The organism is Pseudomonas sp. BF-B-26, from assembly GCF_019956495.1.
In the GTDB taxonomy this organism is placed as follows: domain Bacteria; phylum Pseudomonadota; class Gammaproteobacteria; order Pseudomonadales; family Pseudomonadaceae; genus Aquipseudomonas.
Window position 1 is genome coordinate 1 of sequence record NZ_JAHBDP010000121.1, and the last position, 23,949, is coordinate 23,949.

Genomic DNA, 23,949 nt, shown 5'->3' on the forward strand with positions numbered 1-23,949 from the left:
TCTCGCGGAGTAACTTGTGATGCTGATAATCTTGTTGACTATCAGTCTGACTCCACAAGCACCCACACGAATTGCTTGATTCAGTTGTTAAAGAGCGGTTGGTTAAGATCTTTCGTCTCAACCGAGGGGCGCACTCTACAGCACACATCCCCAAGTAGCAACCTTAAAAGCTTCTGATCTTCTAATAAAATCAATTACTTAGACTAGAAGCAACATCAAGCTGCTCGCTAGCGGGAGGCGAATAGTACAGTATTAAAATACGCGGTCAACCCCCCACCTGAAAATTCTTTTCCTTATAAAGGAGCCCAGGGTACCTCTATGAAAACGTCCAAGGTCTGATGCTAACGTTCAGGCGTTTCCCTATCCAGGTCCTGGACAACCATCCAAGGGCGGCCAATAGAACAGCACTGCCCGCGGCAGGCGCAATTGTGGCCAGAGCGAATTCATCCGCGTACTGCCCAGTGGGCATATGAGCTATTAGGATCACCTGGGCACGGAACAAGAACGTCCCCCTTGGCCGTGTCGGTAAGATAACGCTCGAGCAGGCCCGCCAGGAAACCGCCCGCTATTTGGCCGATACCCACGAGCACGGCGAACCACTGGCAGCCCCCCAAGGCCGTAAAGGTGCGACCTCCCCTACCCTGCGCGCCTTTATACCTAACACCTATCTATCGTGGTTCGAGCAGCCATCGAGACCGGCATGACGGGTATCCCAACGTTTATGACTCAGGCAGCCCACTTCCCATTGGGGTTTCAGCTCATTCGAGACACGCCATTGTTGAGCGCTCACGACCCATTCGCCAAAAACAAATCGACATAATATTGACACCGAAATACCCATCCGTCGGAATATTGGCACGCCGCACTGTTAACTGCGCTTAACACCTTTACAAAGCCTGACCCCACAACTAAACAACATCAAACTGATATCAGGAAAGGCCGTATCCCTGAGTCGGTGCTACCCCAAAACACGGCCTCACCCAGCCTTTCTCCAGGAGACCCTTCCACATGGGTACTCTCAGTCTATTGCGTGCCATGCGCAGCGCAGCCCCAGGCTGGCGTCCACGTTCGCCCGACTTGTCCTGCGATCCGCGGCTCAAGCGCGGCGAACATTTCCACCCCCGCAATACCCGCGCGGCTCTACCGGCAGCGCTTGTCCCGTCAGCTGGCCGACGATGTCCGACGGCCGCCTCGCACCGCCCCAGAACAACCTGAGCGGCGCAAGAACGGGACATCGTCCTGTTAGCAGTCCCTAACGATTCTAAAAATAAAAAATGGCATTTCCGGGAGAAAGACATGGCTACCACCACAACGACCAGCGGCGGCACCGTTACTTCGCTTTCCAACACTGCGCAAGCGCAGGACGACATTTTCACTACCGGTGTTATTGGCGCGAGCACCGCGGCCATCACTGAAGACCTGCTGGGAGTCGTATACCTGGACGTCATGTCCAATGACCTCGGCGGCAACGCAAAGACACTTTGGTCACTCGATGACGCGACCAGTCTTTCTACTGCCACCAAGATTTATGCGCCGGCCGACCTCCTGATCCAGGACACGGGCAGAATTGAGGCGACGAGCACTGACACCAGTTTCAACGGGGCGAAGATCTGGATTTCGTCGGATGGCAAGGTCGGCTACGACGCCGCTACGTTGTCGACTGCTTTCAAGGCACAACTCCAGTCACTTGCTGCCGGAGGCTCCCTGACAGACAGCTTTACCTATGCGATTCGTCTGGGTAACGGCACGCTCAGCTGGGCCACTGCGCAGGTGCAATTCGCTGGCGTGAATGACGCTGTGACAATAGGCATCGGCGCACAGTCCGGCACGGTAACCGAGGAACCAACTACAACGTCGAGCCTGACCGACTCGCTGAATGCGACAGGCACTATTGCTTTTAACGATGTCGACCTGAGCGACACACATACCGCCTCTTTCGTGGCGGCGGGAGGCAACACCACAGCGCTGGGCAACTTCGTCCTTGCGCCAGTGAGTGAAGCGGCCAACGCGGCAAACGGCACCGTTAACTGGACTTACACCCTGAATAATGCGGCAGCCCAGCATCTGGCCCAGGGTCAGACTGCTACCGAAACCTATGTGGTCACCCTCAATGATGGGCATGGCTCGACGACAACGCAGAATGTAACTATCACCATCACCGGCACCAACGACCAAGTGCAGATCACCAGCGGCGTGCAGGCCGGCGATGCCAAGGAAGACAGCGGCGACTACGCAGCCAACGGCAGCATTACCTTCACCGACGTCGACCGGATCGACACTCACAGCGTCAGCGTCACGCCGGGCGCTTCCGGCTACTTGGGCAGCTTCACCCTCCATCCACTGAGCGACAGTACCGGAACGGGCAGTGGTTCGCTGGATTGGAACTTCGCGGTGAGCAACACCGCCCTGCAGTTCCTCGGCGAAGGCCAGAGCGTCACTCAAACCTATAACGTGGTGATCGGCGACGGCGCGGTACAGACCGTGACCATTACCATTACCGGCACCAACGATCAGGTACAGATCACCAGCGGCGTGCAAGCCGGCGATGCCAAGGAAGACAGCGGCGACTACGCAGCCAACGGCAGCATCACCTTCAGTGACGTCGACCTGATCGACACCCATAGCGTCAGCGTCACACCGGGCGCTTCCGGCTATTTGGGCAGTTTCACCACCGATCCATTGAGCGACAGCACCGGCACGGGCAGTGGTTCGCTGGGATGGCACTTCGCGGTGAACAACGCCGCGGTGCAGTTCCTCGGCGAAGGCCAGACTCGCACCCAGACCTATAACGTGGCGATAGGCGACGGTACGGTGCAGACCGTGACCATTACGATTACCGGCACCAACGACCAGCCGACGCTGACGATTGTCGACAGCACTGGAGCGATGAACGAAGGCAACGGCACGGCCACCCTGAGTGACAGCGGAGCCCTGAGCTTTGCCGATCTGGACAGCACCGACACAGTGACCGTGTCGCAGACCGCTAACAACGACATCGTCTGGAGCGCTGGCGTGCTCAATGCGGGCGTGGCCTCGGCGCTGGTAGCCGGTTTCTCGGTCGACCAGAACAGCTGGGACTACAGCAGCCATCAGAACCTCGACTTCCTCGGTGCAGGTGAAACCATCACTTTCTCCTACGCGGTGGTCGCGACCGACGATAGCGGCGCGGCTAACGCTGCCTCGGCGACGCAGACTGTCACCATCACTATCATCGGCACTAACGACGCGCCCGTACTCAGCTTCGCAACGGGCAATGATGCCGGTGCAGTGCAGGAAGACACCACGCTCAGCGTGAGTGGCCAGCTCAGCTCGGCCGACATCGATCACGCTGCCACGTCCACTTGGACCATCAATGGCTCGGCTTCGGGCACTTACGGTTCGATCGCGGTGGACAGCACCGGAAAATGGACTTACACCCTGGCCAATGGCACCGATGGCGTCGCCAGTGCGGTGCAGTCGCTGAAGGCGGGCGAGAGTCACGATGAAGTGTTCAGCGTGCAGGTCAGCGATGGCCAGGGTGGCGTGGACACTCAACTGGTGACCGTTACCGTCAGCGGCACCAACGACGCAGCCGTGCTGTCCTCGGCCAGCGTCACACTGACCGAAACCGATGCCCCGCTGACCACGGCTGGCAACCTCACCATCAGCGATGTCGACAGCGCCGCGACCTTCGTTGCCCAGAGCAACACCGCCGGCAGTTATGGCCAGTTCTCCCTCGGCACTGATGGCACCTGGAGCTATGTCGCCGACTCTGCCCACAACGAGTTCGCTGCCGGCAGCACCTACACCGACACCTTTACGGTGAGCAGTGCCGACGGCACCCTCACCTCGGTCACCGTCCATATCAACGGGACCAACGATGCCGCCGTGCTGTCCTCGGCCAGCGTCACGCTGACCGAAACCGATGCCGCCGCCGACATCTCCACCACTGGTACGCTCAGCATCAGCGATGTCGACAGCGCCGCGACCTTCGTCGCCCAGTCCAACACCGCCGGCAGTTACGGCCAGTTCTCCCTCGGCACTGATGGCACCTGGAGCTATGTCGCCGACTCTGCCCACAACGAGTTCGCTGCCGGCAGCACCTACACCGCCACCTTCACCGTGAGCAGTGCCGACGGCACCCTCACCTCGGTCACCGTGCATATTCTCGGCAGCAACGACGCCGCCGTGCTGTCCGCCGACGTCGCCAACCTGACCGAAACCGATGCCCCGCTGACCACCAACGGCACCCTGGCCATCAGCGACGTCGACAGCGCCGCGACCTTCGTTGCCCAGAGCAACACCGCCGGCAGTTATGGCCAGTTCTCCCTCGGCACCGACGGTGCCTGGACCTATGTCGCCGATACAGCCCACAACGAGTTCGTCGCCGGCAGCAGCTACACCGACACCTTCGCGGTGAGCAGTGCCGACGGCACCCTCACCTCGGTCACCGTCCACATCCTCGGCAGCAACGATGCCGCCGTGCTGTCCTCGGCCAGCGTCACGCTGACCGAAACCAACGCCCCACTGACCACCAACGGCACCCTGACCATCAGCGACGTCGACAGCGCCGCGACCTTCGTCGCCCAGTCCAACACCGCCGGCAGCTACGGCCAGTTCTCCCTCGGCACCGATGGTGCCTGGAGCTACGTCGCCGACTCAGCCCACAACGAGTTCGTCGCCGGCACCACCTACACCGACACCTTCGCGGTGAGCAGCGCCGACGGCACCCTCACCTCGGTCACCGTGCAGATCAACGGGACTAACGACGCTGCGGTGTTGTCCTCGGCCAGCGTCACGCTGACCGAAACCGATGCTCCACTGACCACCAACGGCACCCTGAGCATCAGCGACGTCGACAGCGCCGCAACCTTCATCGCCCAGTCCAACACCGCCGGCAGCTATGGCCAGTTCTCCCTCGGCACCGACGGGGCCTGGACCTATGTTGCCAACTCGGCCCACAACGAGTTCGCCGCCGGCACCACCTACACCGACACCTTCGCGGTGAGCAGTGCCGACGGCACCGCGACCGCAGTGACGGTGACCATCACCGGCAGCAATGACGCGGCGGTGCTGTCCTCGGCCAGCGTCACGCTGACTGAAACCGATGCCCCGCTGACCACCAACGGCACCCTGACCATCAGCGACGTCGACAGCGCCGCAACCTTCATCGCCCAGTCCAACACCGCCGGCAGCTACGGCCAGTTCTCCCTCGGCACCGACGGTGCCTGGAGCTATGCCGCCGATTCCGCCCACAACGAGTTCGTCGCCGGCACCACCTACACCGACACCTTCACGGTGAGCAGTGCCGACGGCACCCTCACCTCGGTCACCGTGCATATTCTCGGCAGCAACGACGCTGCCGTGCTGTCCTCGGCCAGCGTCACGCTGACTGAAACCGACGCCCCGCTGACCACCAACGGCACCCTGACCATCAGCGACGTCGACAGCGCCGCAACCTTCATCGCCCAGTCCAACACCGCCGGCAGCTATGGCCAGTTCTCCCTCGGCACTGACGGTGCCTGGAGCTACGTCGCCGACTCCGCTCACAACGAGTTCGTCGCCGGCACCACCTACACCGACACCTTCACGGTGAGCAGTGCCGACGGCACCGCGACCGCAGTGACGGTGACCATCACCGGCAGCAATGACGCGGCGGTGCTGTCCTCAGCCAGCGTCACGCTGACCGAAACCGATGCTCCACTGACCACGGCTGGCACCTTGACCATCAGCGACGTCGACAGCGCCGCGACTTTCGTCGCGCAGAGCAACACCGCCGGCAGCTATGGCCAGTTCTCTCTCGGCACCGACGGGGCCTGGAGCTACGTCGCCGATAGCGCCCACAACGAGTTCGCCGCCGGCAGCAGCTACACCGATACCTTCGCGGTGAGCAGTGCCGACGGCACCCTCACGTCGGTCACCGTCCATATCAACGGGACCAACGATGCAGCGGTGTTGTCCGCCGACATCGCCAACCTGACCGAAACCAACGCCCCACTGTCCACCAACGGCAACCTCACCATCAGCGACGTCGACAGCACCGCGACCTTCGTCTCGCAGTCCAACACCGCCGGCAGCTACGGCCAGTTCTCCCTCGGCACCGATGGTGCCTGGAGCTACGTCGCCGACTCCGCCCACAACGAGTTCGCCGCCGGCACCACCTACACCGACACCTTTACGGTGAGCAGCGCCGACGGCACCCTCACCTCGGTCACCGTCCATATTCTCGGCAGCAACGATGCCGCGGTACTGTCCTCGGCCAGCGTCACGCTGACCGAAACCGATGCCCCGTTGACCACCACCGGCCCCCTCAGCATCAGCGACGTCGACAGCGCCGCAACCTTCGTCGCCCAGAGCAACACCGCCGGCAGCTATGGCCAGTTCTCCCTCGGCACTGATGGTGCCTGGAGCTACGTCGCCGATTCCGCCTACAACGAGTTCGTAGCCGGCACCACCTACACCGACACCTTCGCGGTGAGCAGTACCGACGGCACCCTCACCTCGGTCACCGTCCACATCACCGGGACTAACGATGCGCCGGTAATGACGGCTGGTGGGTCGCTGTCATACACAGAAAACCAGGTAGCGACGACGATCAACTCGGCGCTGACGATCACCGATATCGACAGTAGCAACCTGACGGGCGCCACAGTATCGATCACCAGTAACTTCGCCACGGGTCAAGACATACTCGCGTTCACCAACCAGAATGGCATTACCGGCAGCTACAACGCTGGCACTGGCGTGCTGACACTGACCGGAGCCGCGACGGTGGTGCAGTATCAGGCCGCACTGCGCTCGGTGACCTACTCCAACAGTAGCGACAACCCTTCAACGACGGCGCGCACCATTAGCTTCCAGGTGGATGATGGGGCGGCGGCCAACCATGCCAGCAATGTCGCGACAACGACCGTCACGGTGTCGGCAGTCAACGACGCACCGACGACTTCTGGCTTGGCCATAACCGAGACGTCGATCAGCTTCGTCGCGGCCGACCCGGACAATGCGACGCTGTCGCTGCAGAGTCCGTTTGCCGCAGCGTTCGGCACCCCCTCGATCACCAGCGGCGCCAGTACGAATCTGTCCCCCGTGGAGCAAGGCTCCGTGGTATCGGGTACCTTGCAGGTGAAAGATGGCAGTGTCGCGGCGGGCGTAGTGGAGCTCTATCTCGGCACGAGCGCGGGCAACAATTTTTCGGCGGGCAGCTCCGACACAGCGATCTACGGCTTCGGTGGCACGGACAATCTGTCCGGCGGTGCCGGTGCTGACTGGATTTTTGGCGGCGCGGGCAACGACGTGATCGTCGGCGCGGCGAATGACCGCCTGCTCGACGGCGGCACCGGAACCGATACCCTCAATGTCGGCAGTGTCTTCGTCAATACGAGCGACAGCCAGATCGCGAATATTGAAAACATACAACTCACCGCAGCGTCAGGAGTACTGACCCTGAACGCTCAAACCGAAAGCTTCACCATCTTTGGTACTTCGGGTGCCGATCAAATCGTCGCAGGCAGCGGGAATGACACGATCTTTGGCACTGACAACGACACACTGCTGGATGGCGGTACTGGCACCGACACCCTGGGTACGGGTCCCAACTTCACGAGCACAAGCGACGGGCAAATTACCGGTATCGAGAATGTATTGATCGGAACGGCTGCGACCCTGAACCTCTCCAACCAGACCGAAGGCTTCACCATTACCGGTTCTTCGGGTGTCGACACCATCACCGGCGGCACCGGCGCAGACAGCATCAGTGCGGCGGGTGGCAACGACATCATCAACGGTGCGCAGAACGACACGCTGCTCGACGGCGGAACCAATACCGATACGCTCAACGTCAGCGCGAACTTCACCAGCACCAGCAATGCCCAGATCGCCAATATCGAAAACGTGACGCTGACGACTTCCGGGCTGACGCTCAACCTTGGCAACCAGACCGAGGCCTTCAATATCAATGGTTCATCCGGCGTCGATAACATCAGCGGCGGCAGCGGGGCCGACACCATCAACGGCCAGGCGGGCAACGATACGCTGACCGGTAATGGTGGGGCTGACCAATTCCGGTTGCGCACCAACGGTGGCACGGACACGATCACCGACTACACGGACAACACCGACAAAATTGGCTTCCTGGGTGGTGCCGTGACGGGTGGTGTCGGCTTCACAACCGTCGGGAGTTCCTCCGGTACAGCGCTGCTCTCCGCCGACTTTCAAACCCGCAACAGCATCAGCAACATCAACAACAATGACGACAACAAGGTTGATGTGATCGACTCGAATTCGCAGACGACGGCACAGATCACAACCGGCACTGGCGGCGGTGCCACCAACACCTACGTGATCGTATTCAACTCGACGACCGGCAAGGGCGAAATCTGGTTTGACACAGACTGGAGCAATACGGCGAGTCGGGTACAAGTGGCAACGCTGAACAACGTTACGACGTTGGCCGGGGTCGCTAACATCACAGCCTCAGACATCGTTGTCCATGACAATACCTTCGGTCCAGCCGGTATTGCCGGCAGTCCGATTAACCTGGGCCTGGCCGATGCGGTGACTCACGCAGGTGTCACCACGGTGAGCATTTCCGGTCTTCCCGCAGGCTGGACCCTGAACCAGGGCTCCGACAATGGTAATGGCACCTGGACGGTGGATCAGAGCAGCCTGGACACATTGACGGTCACGACAGCCGCGGATTTCGTGGGCGCCAGGGTTTTGCCGGTCACCATGACCTGGACCAATGCCGATGGCACGGTGGAAAGCGAAGTCATTCGTGACAACGTCGAGGCCTACGCTCCTGGCTCGCCAATCTTCGCCTTGTCAGCGGACGACAACCTCACCGGTTCCAGCAGCGCCGACCTGTTCGTGTTCGCCCAGCCGATTGGCAATAACGTCATCCATAGCTTCGATGCGGCGGCGGACAAGATCGACTTGATCGGCTTCACCGGTGTCACTGGTTATGCTGACTTGAGCATCGCTAACGACGCAAACGGCGATGCGCTAATCAACATCGGCTCCGACCAGACGGTCACCCTCAAAGGTGTCGATGCGGCGGACTTGAGCGAAGCGAACTTCCAGTTCGATGTGGACCCGCTCACCAACAACACCGGTACCCTCAGCATTGCCGACGGCGCGATCATGCCGTTCGGTGGCAGCATCCATAACAGCGGCACGATCGAGCTCGGCTCCGTCGGCAGTGCGACCCACCTTGAGATTCTGTTTCGTGGCGCAACCTTGACCGGTGGCGGTCAGGTGCAGCTATCCGACAGTGCGCAGAACGTGATTTTCGGTGGCAGCACCGACACCGTGCTGACCAACGTCGACAACCGCATTTCCGGCGCCGGCCAATTGGGCGCCGGGCAGATGGTATTGGTCAATGCGGGGCTGATCCTGGCCAGCGGAGTGAACAGCCTGGTGCTCGACACCGGCACCCACACCATAACCAACAGCGGAGTGCTGGAATCTACGGGTACAGGCGGGATGACGGTGGCCAGTGCGGTCGACAACTCCGGCCACCTGTGGGCCAATGGTAGCGACCTGCACCTGCTGGCCGACGTGACCGGCAATGGCAGCGCCACCATCGACGGCGACGCAACCCTGAGCTTCGATGGCACCGCCCATACCTCAGTCGCCTTCCACGGCGAAGGTGCGGGCACGCTAGTGATCGCACAGGCCGAAGCGGCGGGCTCGCTGGTCGGCATCCTCGGTCTGGAAAGCGATGACATGCTGACCTTCGGCGATCTCGCCTTCGGCGCCAACACCCAACTCAGCTACAACGCCAACGCCTCTGGCGCCGGTGGCCTGCTGACGGTGGATGACGGTGTGCACCGGGCTGAAGTGAATCTGCTGGGGCACTACTCGGTGAATGACTTCCAGGCCACCGACGGCGGCGAGGCCGGCACCCAGGTCAGTTACCACGGCGAATCCAGCGGCACACTGGTGGGGACTATGGCGGCGGACGTAATCAGTGGCGGCGACGGCAACGACATCATTGTGGGTCGTGGCGGGGAGGACACGCTCAGCGGTGGCGCGGGAGCCGATGTGTTCGCCTACTTCAACGTGAATGAAGGCGGCGACCATATTCTCGACTACAACTTCGCCGAAGGTGACACAGTCGACCTCTCCGCGCTGCTCAACGCCAACTTCGTTAACGGCACCAGCCAGGTGTCCGACTTTGTCCAACTGGCGCAGTCCGGCAGCGACATCACCGTGAAGGTGGATGTCGATGGCGCAGCCAATGGTACAAACTTCGCCGATGTGGCGGTTCTTGCCCACACGGGCACGAGCGGTACCGATCTGGTGCGTACCTGGTTTGGGGAGGCTGACCATACGCTGACGGCTTGATGTTGGGCTGGAGTTGAGCAGTTATTGATAGTGGTGTCCCAGGGCAGGTCGAACCATTATCTGGCTACTCAACTCCTTAGGTCACGCTGCACGAAACCGCCGCCCCTGCTGGTCGAGCCCGATCGCAGAGTCTACTTTTGCAGAGCTGTTTGTGGATTCAACCGGTGGATGCAACACGTTAGATGAACCTTTAGGCTGCGTCTCATAGTTTAATGTGTACCTCCCTGGAAAAGGATTTCATCGTGTACATCAAAGGACGCTACATCGTGTCTGTCTGCGCGCTGCTGTTTTTCCAGCATGCACTAGCGACCGGAATGGACTGCACAAAAGCGGCAAACGCTGTCGAAAATACAATTTGCGCAAACAAGGGGCTGTATGAGCTGGATACGCAAATGGGTTCGGCCTATCGAACGCTGATGAACGCCACTTCGCAGGCGCAGGTTGAACTGAAGAGATCCCAGCGCCAGTGGTTGAAAGTGCGCAATGAATGCGTCGAAGACGTCGCCTGCCTGGACCAACATTATCGCGAACGCTTGCAGGCATTGTATGCGCAATGGGTCGACGCCGTTGCCTACCAACCCGACGACGTCGATAAACAAGTGATGGAGGATTTGCAACAACGCATCCAGGACCTGAGCAAGGACAACCCGGAGTTTGCGTTGGAGCGGGCACTCGACTCTATGGCGCTCGACAGCGGCGCAACGTCATTCTCTGGCGCCTCGGGTGAAGATGAGCAATCCCTCTTTCCCAAGACCATTCCCCAAAATGTCACGGGGGACGAGTGGAAGGCACTGAAAGCGTCCGACATCGACGGCGCCGCTGAATCCGGGCAGACCACATACACGCTGATGGATATGGATGGCGACGGACAGCGTGACCTCATCGTTGAAACCTATTCTGGCGGCACCGGGATGTTCAGTTACACAGAAACCTACCGTCGCAATGAAGATCGGTTCATCAGCACAACATCGGGGCCAGCTCATGAATCCGGCCCACTTTTCCATACCAATGACCGCGGCGCCAACCAATCCGTGAACTGGATCAAGGTTCGCGGAAAAATGTACTTCGCCTACCGAAACGGTAGCTACGGCGTTGACCAGATCTTTCTTCTCAATCCCCTGAAGATCAACAACGAAGTGCCTACACTGACCGTTCGCTACGACTATCAACTGACAGTGCCCCACACTCAATATCTGGAGGACGGCACCACCCCTTTCGAACTGGATCCCGCCCTGCAAATGGTACTCGCGAAAGCCTTGATCAAAGTGAATGCAAATGATGCCCTGGAGACTGGCCAGCAGAAAACCCCGATCTGCCCCATCCCCTCTTCAGTACAAGACAGTGATGACTATTACAGCTTCGGGGCGAGTTACTACGCGGTCGAACCCGTCGCCGATATGCCGGTGGTCATCGGCAATGAGTGCTTCATCGCAAGACTGATCAATTGGTACGGGAGCTACAGCGACAAGGACGGACTGTTTGCCCAACTGACGTTGCGCAAACCGGGATCTGAAGACCAGGCACGCAGTTATTCGGTCTATGGACGTCGACATATCACACGAGTGAGCGCATCGATTGGCAAGGCCGAAGGTGGGGCTGAAAACTTTTAGTCAGTTACCCACCGCTGTAGACAGCCACAAAAAAGCCCCACCAGATCACTCTGCGTGGGGCTTTCAAATTTATGGTGTCCCAGGGCAGGTTCGAACTGCCAACCTTCCCCTTAGGAGGGTCAATTTATAAGCTACCAGGCTTGAGGTATCCCCGTAATTACGGGGCTTTTCGTCCGGTTGCGTCCGTAAAAATGGCCCCGTATAGTTATTTTTGCTGCCACGGTGCTGTCACGGAGCTGTATTGCTTGAAAACGAAGATCACCCAGAAACTCATCAACAGCTTGGCCACTGAGCCGAAGGCTTACCGCGTGCATGACACTGTACAGCCCGGCCTGTTCATCCGTGTGCTGCCGAGCGGGCATAAATCGTACATGGTCACCTGGGGCCGCAACAAGAATGCCACCCTCGGCCGCGTTGGGGTTGTGACGCTCGATCAAGCGCGCACCGAGGCCGCCCAGTACCTGGCCGATGCGCATGCCCACGGGGAGCCGCTGGCCGTCGCCCAAGGGCGGAAAGGCGCCGCCCTGCCCTCCTTGCGCCAGTTCATCGACGACACCTATATGCCCTGGTTCAAGACGCACCACAAAGGGCACGAGAAAACCCTGCACACGCTCGACAACAACTTCGAGGCGATCATGTCTCAGCGTCTCGACGCGATCACCGGCCGCGACCTAGACCAGATCCGCACCGGATGGATGCAGTCAGGCAACAAGCCATCAACGGTCAACCGCAAAATGGGCTCGATCAGCGGCCTATTCAGTAGAGCTGTTGAGTGGGAGTACATCAGCGCCCACCCGATGGACAAACTCAAAGCCCTCAAGGTCGACTCCATGGGGCTGGTCCGCTATCTGGATGCCGATGAGACCAAGCGCCTGCGCGAAGCGCTGGACGCGCGCCAAGACGAAGCGCGGGCCGAGCGCGAGACTGCGAACAAGTGGCGGGCAGACCGCGGCAAAGAATTGATGCCGAGCTTGCTGGAATTGCCCTTCACCGATCACCTGAAGCCCATGGTGCTAGTGTCGCTGAATACCGGAATGAGGCGCGGCGAGCTGTTCGACCTGAAATGGTCAGCGGTGAACTTCCAAACGAAGACGATAACCGCCGCCGGCGCCACCACCAAAACGAGCGACACGCGGCATATCCCGATGAATAAGGAAACCTTCGGCGTACTGGGGGATTGGAAAAAGCAGGTCGGGAAGTCTCGATATGTTTTCCCGAGTCAGGCCGGCGGCCGCCTGGAGGATGTTAAAAGTGCCTGGCTCAATCTGCTGGAGCGCGCCAAGATCGAGAGCTTCCGCTGGCACGATATGCGACACGACTTCGCGTCACGGCTGGCGATGGCCGGCGTACCGCTCAACACTGTACGGGATCTGCTGGGGCACGCCGATATCAAGATGACGCTGCGTTATGCGCATCTTGCGCCAGGCACGAAGGCGGCCGCAGTTGAGCTTATTTAGAACGGGATGATGTTCTTTTCATCTATCGGCGTGATGGTGCTGCTCGCCCTGTAGAGCTCCACATGCGCCATGAGGTCACTCCAACCTGCACGCACAGCAGCTATGTCCAGTCTGTCAGGGTTGTTATCGAAAGAAAGGTCTGGGTATTTGACCCAGAAGTAGGAACTAACCTTGATAGTCTCCCAGACTCGCAACTCGTCATAGGTGAGCGCCTGAGGAAGGTGAATGGCGAGCATGACTAAGCGAGTCGACTCGTCTGTTGACCAAACCATATCAAGCACCGTGGACAGTGAAGTTCCATTATGGTCTGTCGACTGCTGGTCGATGGCCTGCGAAATCGACCACTCAATCACAGCCGTCAGCGAACGCTTTTGCAGTCGTCCCATTATGTCCAAGGCAAACTTGATTTTAGGATCAATCCTGATTCCCACGCTCACCGTCGTGCTCGATTCACCAGTCCGCTTACTTGTCTTAGTGGCCATACCATTCCATCTGCTCTGTAAAGGTCAGCTTAGCTGACCTGATGACCACAGCTTGCGCGACACGCAAACCACTGTCAATCCGTGCAAGCACGAGACTGTTTAGCATTTGCTTGCACTGATAGATTTATGCGCTGTAAGCTAGCAGCGACTGGCGCCTATTCAGGGACCGGATTTTTGGGGAATCACCATGGAACACGCTCAACAAATGTCACCGCTTTCGGTAAGCGTTGAGGAGTCTGCCCGGATTCTGGGTATCTCCAGGTCGGCAACTTACGAGCTGATCGCTCGAGGTGAAATCAAGACTTTCAAAATCGGCCGTCGGCGCCTGGCTCTCGCATCCGAGCTCAAGGCCTTTATCGAACGCGCAGCAAAGGACGGTGCGCGGTGAAGTGCAAAAACAATAAGGGTGAAGTATCGCGCAGGGCTGCGCAGAAGATTGCCAAGGCGGTGTTCGAGCACCGCCTTAGCGAAAACACACTGGATAGCACCAACGTGAAGGGCAAACTATGACACGCCATTCTTCAACCGAGCAAGACCGCAAGATGATCGAGGCGCTGCGAAACGGCCCGGTGTCGACCATTGAAGCGGCCAAAGATCTGGATATCGTTCAGCCTCCAAACACGATCCGCCGCCTCAGGAAAAAGGGGTTCGAGATCCGCACCTACTGGACGCATCAGTCCACAGAGCCAGGCCGCCCGCCTCACCGCGTCGCGAAATACATCCTCATGCGCGAAGCGTCCTAAACCAGATATGCAGTGCTCCCCCCGGTTTTAGGGGGGAGCGCTCGCACCTGCCTGTGAGCCGCTGAATGGCCAGAAAGAAATCCTACAAGGTCGACTTTGGCGGCGGTCGAGTGCTGGCCCTGCCCTATCGACTGCTGATCAGTGACGCCTTCGACAATCTGTCGACTAAGGCGGTAACCGTGCTGATCAAGCTGGCCAGGAACTACAACGGCCGCAACAACGGCGATCTGTCTTGCACGGCATCAATGATGGCCGAGGGCCGGCCTATGGACGCCAAGACGCTTGCGTCTGCCCTTGCTGAGCTGATCGAAGTGGGCTTGATCATCCGTACCCGGGAAAGTCGTAAAGGTGGCCGGGAGCAGGGTATGGCTCGGTGTGCGCTGTACGCCATCACCTGGGCAAAGATCGATGATTGTCCGGGTAAAGAGCTCGAGGTCAGCCCTGGTCCGCCAAGATTTAAGTTCGTTTGAATTCGAGTTTTTCGGTGGGAATTTTTCCGCGTGGTACTGGGAATTTTTCCTAGTGCTGGGTGTGCCACTTGTCCCGTTGCGTCCGGTTGTTTCGGTGGTTGGTTTGAGTACTGGGAATTTTTCCCAGTGGATTCCAATAAAACCGGGGCCTCCAGAGCAGGGGCTAATGGGAAAAAATCCCACCCTTATTAATTACACCACCACGGGTATTTAAAATGGTTGCCCAGACATACAAACAAGCCCGTTGCACTCACCGGTATGCAGGCAGTTGCAGTCGTGCAAACGGGTACATCTTCATAGTGGTCACCTTCCTTCCCTGGACGATGATCGGAATGTGTCGCCCATGCGCCGAAGAGGTCAGAAAGGATTTGATCTACCAGGTTGAGAAAGGCCACACCGGTTAAGCAGCCACAAAGAGAGCCGTCCCCGCATCCGGCGCCACATGGATTTCAAATTCGCCTGCCTTCCGTTCGGAGCTGCCTCACTTCCAACAAACAAAAAGGCACCACCCTGTTACGGGGTAGTGCCTTGGTTACTACGATGTTTTCGTAGTTTGTCAGTCGATGTCTGCAGGAGCGAACTGCTCAGCACCAGCACGCAGCGAACGCAGACCAATCACCGCCGCCCGGGCTACGCGATCGATGAATCCCGTCTCCAGGCTTGTGCACCGCCCGCCCATTCCCACGATCGCGAACTGAATCGCATGGAACGCTTCCGTTTCATCGTGGGTAGCCAGCTCGGCAATCTCTGCATCGAAGCAGGCGATACCCTTCTCCCAGTCCCCAGGCACCCCGTAGTTATACCGCGGCCAATTGATGAGCCGACTGGCATCATCGCGCGGGGTGAAGCTCAAGTCGTCTCGTGATCGGATAGCTGCGCTCATTTGGCCACCTCCGCGGCGCCCAGCTCTATCTGCATCTTTCCGACTTCGCAGTCGACGTAGTTTGCCCAGTCGTAGCCCAGGAAACTGCCGAGGTTGGCCAACTCTTCGATATCGTGCGACTTGCCGTGCTTCAGGTCTTTGATGATGGCGTTGAACAGCACTCGCATATTGTTGATGCGTTCGTGAGTGGCGCGCAGTAGCTCAAGAGCCTCGTCGGCGATGCTGGCAGGAGTCTGGCTCATTGTGCACCTCCAAGGCTTAGCAGGTTTTCGGTGAGCTGATCGAAGGCCTGCTCAGCGTCGGCCAGGTGTGTTTCGGAGAGATACGCCCCAAGGTTGGACAGCCCGGCCGAGTTGCGCCCTGCAGAGTGCTTGTGGTCGTCGCGGATCGCTGTCATGAGCGCAAGCATCCAGTCGGCGAACTCCCGGCTACAGTCGACTTGGAAAACAGCCTCGTCTGCGATCTGCTTGTAGCTCTGCGCTTTCGTCTTGATGCTCATTGCACACCCCCTACGCTGATTCCGCCAAAGGGAGCGGCGCAAGGCACCACCTTCACGCTGATGGCGCCCAGCATTTTCAGCGGGGCCAGATCCGCCAGCTTGATGTCGGCCGGCAGTTTCATGGTGCCAATAATTTCCCCACGCACATCGAGGATCTGGATGATATTCTGTTTAAATTGCATGACGTGTGCCTCTAAGCGTCGTCGTGTGATCGCCATCCCGGTGTTCGCGCACCGGGTTGGCACCTTCTCAAATGTGGGATTCTCCCACCGCCTACCGAGCTGAAAAGTCAGTCCGGGTCTTGCCTGTCCTTTTCGTCAATCCAGCCCATAGCCCAGCTCAGTGGATGCCTGGTGCTCATTGGCTCGCATGGCCGGCCATCTAATGCCGCCTTCCTCCCCTGCTCCTCTGCTTCCTTGTGAATCCACACAGTCCGTTGTACGAACCCTGCTTCTCGCTGCCGCTCTCTGAACTGGCGTTGACGCTCAGCTAGGCCTTTCGGTTTCTTTTCGTCTGTCATGGCTGCCTCGTTACCCGTAACGAAAATCGATAATGTCATCCTGTTACGGGTAACGCAATAGCAGAGTGCAAAATACTTGCAGCCCTACCTTTCCCAGGCCGGGCACAATGCAGTTCCCCCTGAGCAGTGTTCTCTAGACATCGAACGCATCGAACAGCTGCGTTGTGGCCAGTTGGAATCACAAGTATTGTTTCAGGCAGCTCTGGACGAGAGCTCCACAAAGGAACTGAAGCTATGGCATTTGCAATAGGAACCATCGTTAAACTGAAGTCTGGAGGGCCTGACATGACCGTCTATTCCATAGACAGGTCGCACCTTAATTGTCAGTGGTTCGCAGGGAAAAAGCTTGAGAGGGGTGCATTTCACGTCGAAACGATCGAGCTGGTTAAGAAAGCGGGGAATTAAATGGATGCGGACTCCGTTGCAGTTTGGATGCTGGATCAAATCCAGAGAGAAGACTGTATTTATCAAGACGACGTGGTCGACCATCTGATAACTGCTGGTCGTGAGGACTTGCTAGCCGAAAACGCCGAAGGTAATCAAGTCATTGGCAAGACGGTACTGGCTGCTTTCCGCAAGTTGACCCCGGATAGCGTCGTATGGGTCAAACCAGATCGTTACTGGCGTTTCCGTGTTGCAGAGGATGAGCCAGGACGTGACGCTAGAGGTTAATGTGACACTACAGGCCGCCGGCTATTGGCGGCCTGTTTCCAATGACAGCGCGTCAAGCCAAACGATTAGAAAAAGGAATTCGAAATGACGAAGCTTTTCGATAAGCGATTTGCCGAGCTTGTAGCCCAGGTTGAGAGTATCGCCTCCGCTAGAACAACATCCAGAAACGTACTGACTGGCCGTCCAGCCGACTACGTCGACCAGAATGACTTACTCAATTGGCAGATCAAAGCAAAGACTCTATTGCTCGGGGTGTGCGGGGAAAACTCTCACCATTTAGAAAGCTTGAAAAACGCTGTTAACGTACCGGGCGGACTCACAAACTACGACATTCTTACACGGCAACGAGCGATATTTCTGGCGGCAAAAGATGATTTTGAAGGCGGCTACCTCAACACCATCCGTAATCTTGTTCAGGCAGAGTTGTTCACCAGCGAACTTGAGCAAGCGGAAGAGCTCCTCAAGTCAGGTTACGCAACAGCAGCGGCAGTCATTGCTGGAGTTGTGCTCGAAACAACTTTGCGCGATCTGTGTTCTACCCATGAGCTAGAGCACGGTAGCCTCAACAAAATGAACGATGACCTGGCTAAGGCCGGCGCATACAACGCCAGTCAGAAAAAGCGGATCACCGCTTTGGCTGCAATCCGTAACAGTGCCGCGCATGGTAAACCAGAGGAGTTCACGGCCGGGGATGTGAAAGGCATGATTGATGACGTGGAGCGTTTCCTTACGATGACTCTCCAATGATACCCATTGGCACTTTAAAAAATGCCATGTGATTTGGATTTACGGAAAATATCAATGAAAACGGAAGGCAATATCTTCATCTCTTATGCGTGGGGCGGCGCACTAGAAAAAAAGGAATGGATGAGAAACAATATAATTTCTTACCTATCTTGGCAGTACGAAGTATTCTGGGATAGAGATAGTATCCCCTACGGAAAAACTATTGACAGCACGATATCTAATGCACTCAGCAAAAGACCAATAACAATATTCTGCATTTGCGACAATGAATATCTAGCTTCATCACAAAAAGTCAACTCTGGCCTATACCGAGAGCTTTCTATGATGGATAACCTTGCAGATGATGACGAAGTAAATATAATTCCAATTATAATCGACGCCAGCTGCAAAAATAGCCTACCTAAACTACTCAGCAGCAGGACTTACTTAGACCTATCTGACCACCACCGAAGAGGACTCACGCTTGGCCCTGTCATACTTCAGGTGGCGAATGGTGCTACGCAAGCTGACATTACACTTTGTCTGGCGGAGCAAATCAGAGTTGCAAACATCCGCGACAGAGCAGAGTCATATTTTTGTGATTTACCTATGACACTAATCGGCAACGCCAGCACCCACGAAGTACTTGACCCGTTAAGAAAAGCGCTTATTCCCCCGCAGTGGATGTGGGATAGCAAAGAATGGGGGTATATGCTGGGCAACGAAAACGAAAACGAAACGTACTGCCCTTCTAAAGGGATCTGGCATTGGGATCATTGGTCACCATCTAAAGGGATGCGCGCGCTTGGAACCGCAGCTTTATCGGCATTCTTCCCCCACCGCACGGACGTTGATCATATTGAGGCAATTGAACAAGGTGGAGCAATACTAGCGAAGAGCTTCTTCGCAATGACAAAAAAAACGGAATCCTTTATCTTTGATGCGAACGACATTATCGTTTCATTATTCGCAAACGAATATGGCGTTAAAGTGCTAGATACATTGCTTCCGCCTAAAGAGTAGCTGCACTGAATGCAATCAGAACTCTGACCTGGAAGGTGGATTTGCCTAATGCCTTGGCTAAGGGTCGGATCTCAAATCTGCCCCATCTGGATTTCAAATTCGAGGAGAGGAAAGGCCCAAATCTGGGTCTCTTGCGGCGTGCTCAAATCTGAGCAAGCCCAGCGCTTAGGCTAGATCAGACGGAAGCCTGAATTCCCGACCTTCCACCTAACAGAAAGATATTTGCGGAGAGCCTGGGCTCTGACTATCATGATGGCCATGAGCCACCCAAAGCGCGAACTAAGGTAGATATATTCAATGCGACACTTATCAATAACTAATATACTCTTGGCACTGCTCCTATCTTTTTTAATTGGCACACTAGTTGGGCTCTCAGTTAATTTGGGATGGGGCCTCCCACTCGGAACGTCTTTAACACTAGTTATTGCCACATTAGGTTTCGGGGTCGCACTCTATCAGTCATATGCAACTAGAAAACACAATAGACTATTAGTAAAACCCCACTTAGTTATAAAATCACCTATTTCAAGCATTCAGCTTGAAGGCTATTACACCTTTACATTAATGGTAAAAAACTCTGGGCTCGGACCAGCTTTGATTGAGGATTTCTCGATTTCTATTGGTGAGGACGGAGAAATAGTTAGAGGTACCTTATTAAAAACCATCCAAACGCACGCTCGAACTAGGTTCAACACCAAAGGAGCAACACGTTGCTTGGCATATTTTCCGCAGAAGGGTGACGCCATAGACAAAGGGGAAGAGAAAATTTTAATTCAGATAAATTTCTCTAGAGAAGGTATATCCACCGCTCAAGCTCAGGAATTAGTGCTGGCCTACTCTTCCGAAGTAAAGGTTAATATCGACTACCACTGCCATTACGGACATAAACTCAAAGTAGAAAGACTAGCACCACAAAACCAACAACCAAAACCTGATTCACTTCCTCTTGCCTCAACCGATTAAACGCCGGGAAAATCTGTTGTTCTCGTAGCACCTTACCACCGAGCCGTAAGAGCTTAGTACACAGTCGGCGGGTAATAATGCCCCCTGTGTGCCAAGGTCGGTCTCACTGAGACGTTTTGGTCTCACTGAGCGCGCTGAAAACGCCATAGAGCTTCGAAAGCAACACACTGTGTAGGAATCCACACAGTGGAGTGGTCAACATCACCATACCTTTGCCGCAAGACCCGAGATGGTGCCCTCTCCCTTTCCCTTCGAGACAGACCAAATGAGCCGACTCGGACCACTTGGCCTGCTTGGCCGCCGCTCCTCCTGACAGCAGGCTGGAACAGGTATTGCAATGACATCAACACTCGATCGACTGACGAGGATTGCTCGGTAGTTCCGCCGCGGAACCAAATATCCGCGCCACGTTTTCAAATCTCGCAAAACGTGGCGCGGAACCTGCCATACCAAAATGGGCTGTCAGCCCTCCCCGCTCCGTCCTCAATCCGAGGTCGGACTGAGCCGAAACACCGGCCGCGTATCACTTTGCCTCCTCCCGATTTACTGCAACAAAAACGCCCTCTCCAATCCCGCCAAAACCAACTATTTCAGTCCCGTTTAATCCGGTTAAGTGTAGCACCTAGAGTGCACCTAAAAAGCACTGGATAAATGATCAGATCATGCCTAATGTGAGTTTTTGAGCCATTCAAAACCCCATCCGAGGCCACCCATGAACACAGCCAAGCCCGCTCGAGGACGCCAGCACAAACCAACTCGCTCTGAAGTTGCAGCGGCCTGGGGTCGACTCCGCGAAGCCGCGGCCGACGGAAGCGTTCAAGCATCCGCACTGCTGATCGCTCTCGCAGAAAACAAACCGGTCATTGCTATGGAATCGCCCACCGCATGACTGAGCGCGACAAGGGCGGAAAATGGAAGCCCGGCCAATCAGGTAATCCCGGGGGACGTTCTGGCCAGACGCAGGAAATCCGTGCCCGACTGGCCGAGGGCGCAGACGCCGTTACAAAGAAGGTGCTGGCAGCGGCCAAGAAAGGAGATATGCAGGCCTGCCGTTTGATCCTTGAACGCCTGGTGCCGCCAATCAAGCCGACCTCCGAACCCGTTCAATTCGAACTCGACGATACGGACCTGCCCAGCGCAGCCCGATCGATCATGCGCGCCATTGCCAGTGGCCAACTCGCACCCGACCAAGGCAAGTCACTCATCGAGGGCTTGGGTGCCGTCGCCCGGGTGATCGAGGTTGCTGAACTGCAAAAGGCTGTCGAAGAACTCCGCAAACAGATGGAGGGAATGCAGCAATGAGCCTCAAGGCACTAAAGGCTGAAATTAAGCGCATCGCCGAGAAGGTCGGCGCAGATGAAGAAATGGTGGTGCTGATCGTCCTCGCAGTCGTGAATTGCAGCAAGACACCAATGGACCTTCCGGAAACAGTTGGTCATGTCGTCGACTATCGCATCGCCGGCTTGAACGTCCCGCTCTATTTCCCTTGCTGCGAGATGAACAGCTCAGAAGCCGAGGATATGGCCAAGGCAATGATTCTTCATGTTCGCGCTGTGGAGCGCTCAGGGAATCCTGCACAAGTTGGAATTATGGATATGCGCCCCTCCCCTCCCAACGGTGCGTGGCAACTCAAGCGGCCGGCCGAAGGTATGAGCCTGGTTGATTACTTGGCTGATCAGTACCTCCAGATCGTCGAGGCTCGCAATGAGCGTCCGTAGCCAAATCGCCAAGCTCAAGCAGCAGACCGGTAACGCTCAATACAACAACGACGTTAGAAACATCAGCGATTTGATGGACGAGTTGAGCGCCGCGGCTGCCGGCGGAGGCGGTGTTCGGGGGGAAGTATCCCTACTCGAAATCTTGGGCGAAGCCCCAGACCAATACTGGCCGAATCAAGACCAACACAATCAAAAGGTAACTCAATGAAAATAGGCAAAAGATCAGCTCTTAAGGTTGGCTTGGCCAACCTCCACTACTCCGAGTACGAGCACTCACGCATCGAGGCTCAAACTTTTTCCATTCAGCGCCCCGACGGGACAAAGGGCACCTGGCAAGCCGGCGGCCTGATGAAATCGGCTCGCCACCTCCACACTCTCGCTCTGGAGACGTTCAAGGACGCGGGCGAAGACATTGCATCGATTCGCGAAAATAAAGACTTCAACGCGTCCGCGATTGAGCGAATGAGCAAGGAGAAAATCGAGGGTGTGACCGCTGCCCTGCTCCCGGCAATGCAGGCCGTCGCAAAAGATATGCTCACCCTGGCCGAGACGGTCACGCAGGGCTTCTCGCCTGTCGCCCCGCGCACCAGCACCGACATCGTGGGCTTTCTGGCCGATCAAGAGTTGAGAGCCCTCGTTCGCGGGCTCGGAGCGGATGAGCGCCGCAACCTGATGGCCGATGCGCGGCAAGGCGGCCACCCTGAAATTGTTGAGGCTGTTTTGCGGGCAAACCCAATGCTTTCTGGCCTCAATGCTGAATCAGCAGCGAGCCTTTCCCGGGCTGGTATCGCCGCTTCACGGGCTGACGACCTGGAAGCGCTGAGTCAGATGCTGGCGGTCTATGACGATGTGCTCGCCACTACGTCTCAGGTCGGTGTGTCGCTCAGCGGAATGGTTGCGAACTCAGCGGGCTATGCCGGTCGATTTGAAAAATGGCGGTCCGGGTGTGACGGTTCGGAAGCCTTGCGCGCCTGGCTGGACAAGATCCCGACCCGAGGCAAATCCAAAGCAGCCCCGGAAGAATCCGAAGCCGCCTAATCAGATCGGCGAGCGGCCGTCACAGTGCGGCCGTCACCCCAGGAGCCCAGCCTTGACCACCTACCAAGAACGCTTCATCGAGGCGTGCAAGACAAATCGCTTTGCATCGTACCCACTTAAACAGGGGCCGGATTCTGGCTACCTGGTGTGGGATGTCCAGCACGTCCGCGATGGCCAGAAGGTGACCATTGACGGTCCTTTCTTCACCGAGGACGAAGCGAGGGTATCTGCCGATCTGATGCGCGGAACGTTCCGGGGTGCCAGGGCCTACGAAGTGATCTACGACCGAATTTGGAATTACGACCCGCGGCGCGAGCAGGTGACATTTGATCAGGCGCGTATGTCGCGATCGCTTCTCGCCATCCGCCTGGGCGTGGAAGTCCCCACCAACAGCGCCACGGGCGCACTGGAGTAACGTTATGGCCATGGCCACCAGCTACGGCACTAAGACTCGAATTTTGCTCGGCGGATCGGCCGCGAAGTTGTTCGGACGTGAACACACCTACGAGTTGTCGACCGGTGATGTGCGCGAGGCAGTGAAGGCGATTGATGTAAACCATCCAGGCTTCGCGCGGTATCTCACAACCGCAAAACACATGGGGCTTGAGTTCGCGATATTCCGAAATCGGAGGAACGTCGGTGAGGTGGAGCTCGACCTCGGAGGCGCCAGGGAAATACGCATTGTGCCGGTGATCTGCGGCAGCAAGCGCGCTGGGAGCCTGCAAACAATCATCGGTGTTGCGCTAATACTTGTGGCCACGATCGCGACCGGCGGAGTGGGTGGGTTTGCCGCGGGCGGAGCTTGGGGGGCTGTGGGAG

22 protein-coding genes are annotated in these 23,949 nt (G+C 57.2%); 17 read left to right on the top strand and 5 right to left on the bottom strand.

What is annotated here, in order from left to right:
* The first annotated feature begins 1,296 nt into the window (after positions 1-1,296).
* The 3 genes from KGB03_RS26940 to KGB03_RS26950 all read left to right on the top strand — a co-directional run bounded on the left by KGB03_RS26940 (position 1,297) and on the right by KGB03_RS26950 (position 13,393).
* Positions 1,297-10,326: a VCBS domain-containing protein gene (locus KGB03_RS26940; protein WP_223530170.1), complete on the top strand. Its 9,030-nt coding sequence runs from the start codon at positions 1,297-1,299 to the stop codon at positions 10,324-10,326.
* Between the two features lie 242 nt (positions 10,327-10,568).
* Positions 10,569-11,936, top strand: a complete 1,368-nt coding sequence (locus tag KGB03_RS26945; protein WP_223530178.1) for a lysozyme inhibitor LprI family protein — start codon at positions 10,569-10,571, stop codon at positions 11,934-11,936.
* Positions 11,937-12,181: 245 nt separating this feature from the next.
* Complete coding sequence (locus KGB03_RS26950; RefSeq protein WP_223530180.1) at positions 12,182-13,393, top strand: site-specific integrase; 1,212 nt, start codon at positions 12,182-12,184, stop codon at positions 13,391-13,393.
* Here the strand turns inward: KGB03_RS26950 and KGB03_RS26955 are convergent.
* On the bottom strand, positions 13,390-13,875 hold the full coding sequence (locus KGB03_RS26955) for a hypothetical protein (RefSeq protein ID WP_223530182.1): 486 nt from the start codon (positions 13,873-13,875) through the stop codon (positions 13,390-13,392). The genes KGB03_RS26950 and KGB03_RS26955 overlap by 4 nt on opposite strands.
* Before the next feature lie 187 nt (positions 13,876-14,062).
* Here KGB03_RS26955 and KGB03_RS26960 point away from each other — a divergent pair, with 187 nt between their 5' ends.
* The 3 genes from KGB03_RS26960 (at position 14,063) to KGB03_RS26970 (ending at position 15,088) form a co-directional block, all read left to right on the top strand.
* The gene (locus tag KGB03_RS26960; protein ID WP_223530190.1) at positions 14,063-14,263 is read left to right on the top strand and encodes a helix-turn-helix domain-containing protein; all 201 of its coding nucleotides are present in this window, start codon (positions 14,063-14,065) and stop codon (positions 14,261-14,263) included.
* A gap of 118 nt (positions 14,264-14,381) precedes the next feature.
* Positions 14,382-14,618, top strand: a complete 237-nt coding sequence (locus KGB03_RS26965; RefSeq protein WP_186609160.1) for a helix-turn-helix domain-containing protein — start codon at positions 14,382-14,384, stop codon at positions 14,616-14,618.
* Positions 14,619-14,683: 65 nt separating this feature from the next.
* Positions 14,684-15,088 (top strand): hypothetical protein, encoded by a 405-nt coding sequence (locus KGB03_RS26970; protein ID WP_223530195.1) that lies wholly within the window; start codon positions 14,684-14,686, stop codon positions 15,086-15,088.
* 556 nt (positions 15,089-15,644) lie between these two features.
* Here the strand turns inward: KGB03_RS26970 and KGB03_RS26975 are convergent.
* The 4 genes from KGB03_RS26975 to KGB03_RS26990 are packed head-to-tail and all read right to left on the bottom strand — an operon-like array spanning position 15,645 to position 16,652.
* Positions 15,645-15,971: a hypothetical protein gene (locus KGB03_RS26975; RefSeq protein WP_223530197.1), complete on the bottom strand. Its 327-nt coding sequence runs from the start codon at positions 15,969-15,971 to the stop codon at positions 15,645-15,647.
* On the bottom strand, positions 15,968-16,213 hold the full coding sequence (locus tag KGB03_RS26980) for a hypothetical protein (protein ID WP_223530199.1): 246 nt from the start codon (positions 16,211-16,213) through the stop codon (positions 15,968-15,970). The genes KGB03_RS26975 and KGB03_RS26980 overlap by 4 nt, the downstream gene beginning before the upstream one ends.
* Positions 16,210-16,470: a hypothetical protein gene (locus KGB03_RS26985; RefSeq protein WP_223530201.1), complete on the bottom strand. Its 261-nt coding sequence runs from the start codon at positions 16,468-16,470 to the stop codon at positions 16,210-16,212. Before KGB03_RS26985 ends, KGB03_RS26980 begins: the two co-directional genes overlap by 4 nt.
* Positions 16,467-16,652: a hypothetical protein gene (locus KGB03_RS26990; protein ID WP_223530203.1), complete on the bottom strand. Its 186-nt coding sequence runs from the start codon at positions 16,650-16,652 to the stop codon at positions 16,467-16,469. The genes KGB03_RS26985 and KGB03_RS26990 overlap by 4 nt, the downstream gene beginning before the upstream one ends.
* 572 nt (positions 16,653-17,224) lie before the next feature.
* Between KGB03_RS26990 and KGB03_RS27000 the strand changes: the two genes are divergently transcribed.
* The 11 genes from KGB03_RS27000 to KGB03_RS27050 form a co-directional block, all read left to right on the top strand.
* Positions 17,225-17,395, top strand: coding sequence for a YodC family protein (locus KGB03_RS27000; RefSeq protein ID WP_081499456.1), 171 nt, complete (start codon positions 17,225-17,227; stop codon positions 17,393-17,395).
* On the top strand, positions 17,396-17,662 hold the full coding sequence (locus tag KGB03_RS27005) for a DUF6953 family protein (RefSeq protein WP_007934932.1): 267 nt from the start codon (positions 17,396-17,398) through the stop codon (positions 17,660-17,662).
* A gap of 84 nt (positions 17,663-17,746) precedes the next feature.
* A complete protein-coding gene (locus KGB03_RS27010; protein WP_223530207.1) occupies positions 17,747-18,409 on the top strand; it encodes a DUF4145 domain-containing protein in 663 nt (220 codons plus the stop codon).
* A 54-nt stretch (positions 18,410-18,463) separates the two neighbouring features.
* Positions 18,464-19,411: a toll/interleukin-1 receptor domain-containing protein gene (locus KGB03_RS27015; RefSeq protein WP_223530209.1), complete on the top strand. Its 948-nt coding sequence runs from the start codon at positions 18,464-18,466 to the stop codon at positions 19,409-19,411.
* A 297-nt stretch (positions 19,412-19,708) separates the two neighbouring features.
* Positions 19,709-20,374, top strand: coding sequence for a hypothetical protein (locus KGB03_RS27020; protein ID WP_223530211.1), 666 nt, complete (start codon positions 19,709-19,711; stop codon positions 20,372-20,374).
* Positions 20,375-21,259: 885 nt separating this feature from the next.
* Positions 21,260-21,676: a DUF5681 domain-containing protein gene (locus KGB03_RS27025; protein WP_223530213.1), complete on the top strand. Its 417-nt coding sequence runs from the start codon at positions 21,260-21,262 to the stop codon at positions 21,674-21,676.
* A complete protein-coding gene (locus KGB03_RS27030) occupies positions 21,673-22,092 on the top strand; it encodes a hypothetical protein (RefSeq protein WP_223530215.1) in 420 nt (139 codons plus the stop codon). Before KGB03_RS27025 ends, KGB03_RS27030 begins: the two co-directional genes overlap by 4 nt.
* Positions 22,079-22,300, top strand: coding sequence for a hypothetical protein (locus tag KGB03_RS27035; protein WP_223530217.1), 222 nt, complete (start codon positions 22,079-22,081; stop codon positions 22,298-22,300). Before KGB03_RS27030 ends, KGB03_RS27035 begins: the two co-directional genes overlap by 14 nt.
* On the top strand, positions 22,297-23,130 hold the full coding sequence (locus tag KGB03_RS27040) for a hypothetical protein (RefSeq protein WP_223530219.1): 834 nt from the start codon (positions 22,297-22,299) through the stop codon (positions 23,128-23,130). Before KGB03_RS27035 ends, KGB03_RS27040 begins: the two co-directional genes overlap by 4 nt.
* Before the next feature lie 52 nt (positions 23,131-23,182).
* Complete coding sequence (locus KGB03_RS27045) at positions 23,183-23,545, top strand: hypothetical protein (RefSeq protein ID WP_223530221.1); 363 nt, start codon at positions 23,183-23,185, stop codon at positions 23,543-23,545.
* A gap of 4 nt (positions 23,546-23,549) precedes the next feature.
* The coding region (locus tag KGB03_RS27050) for a tail assembly protein (RefSeq protein WP_223530224.1) at positions 23,550-23,949 on the top strand (400 nt) is incomplete at its 3' end.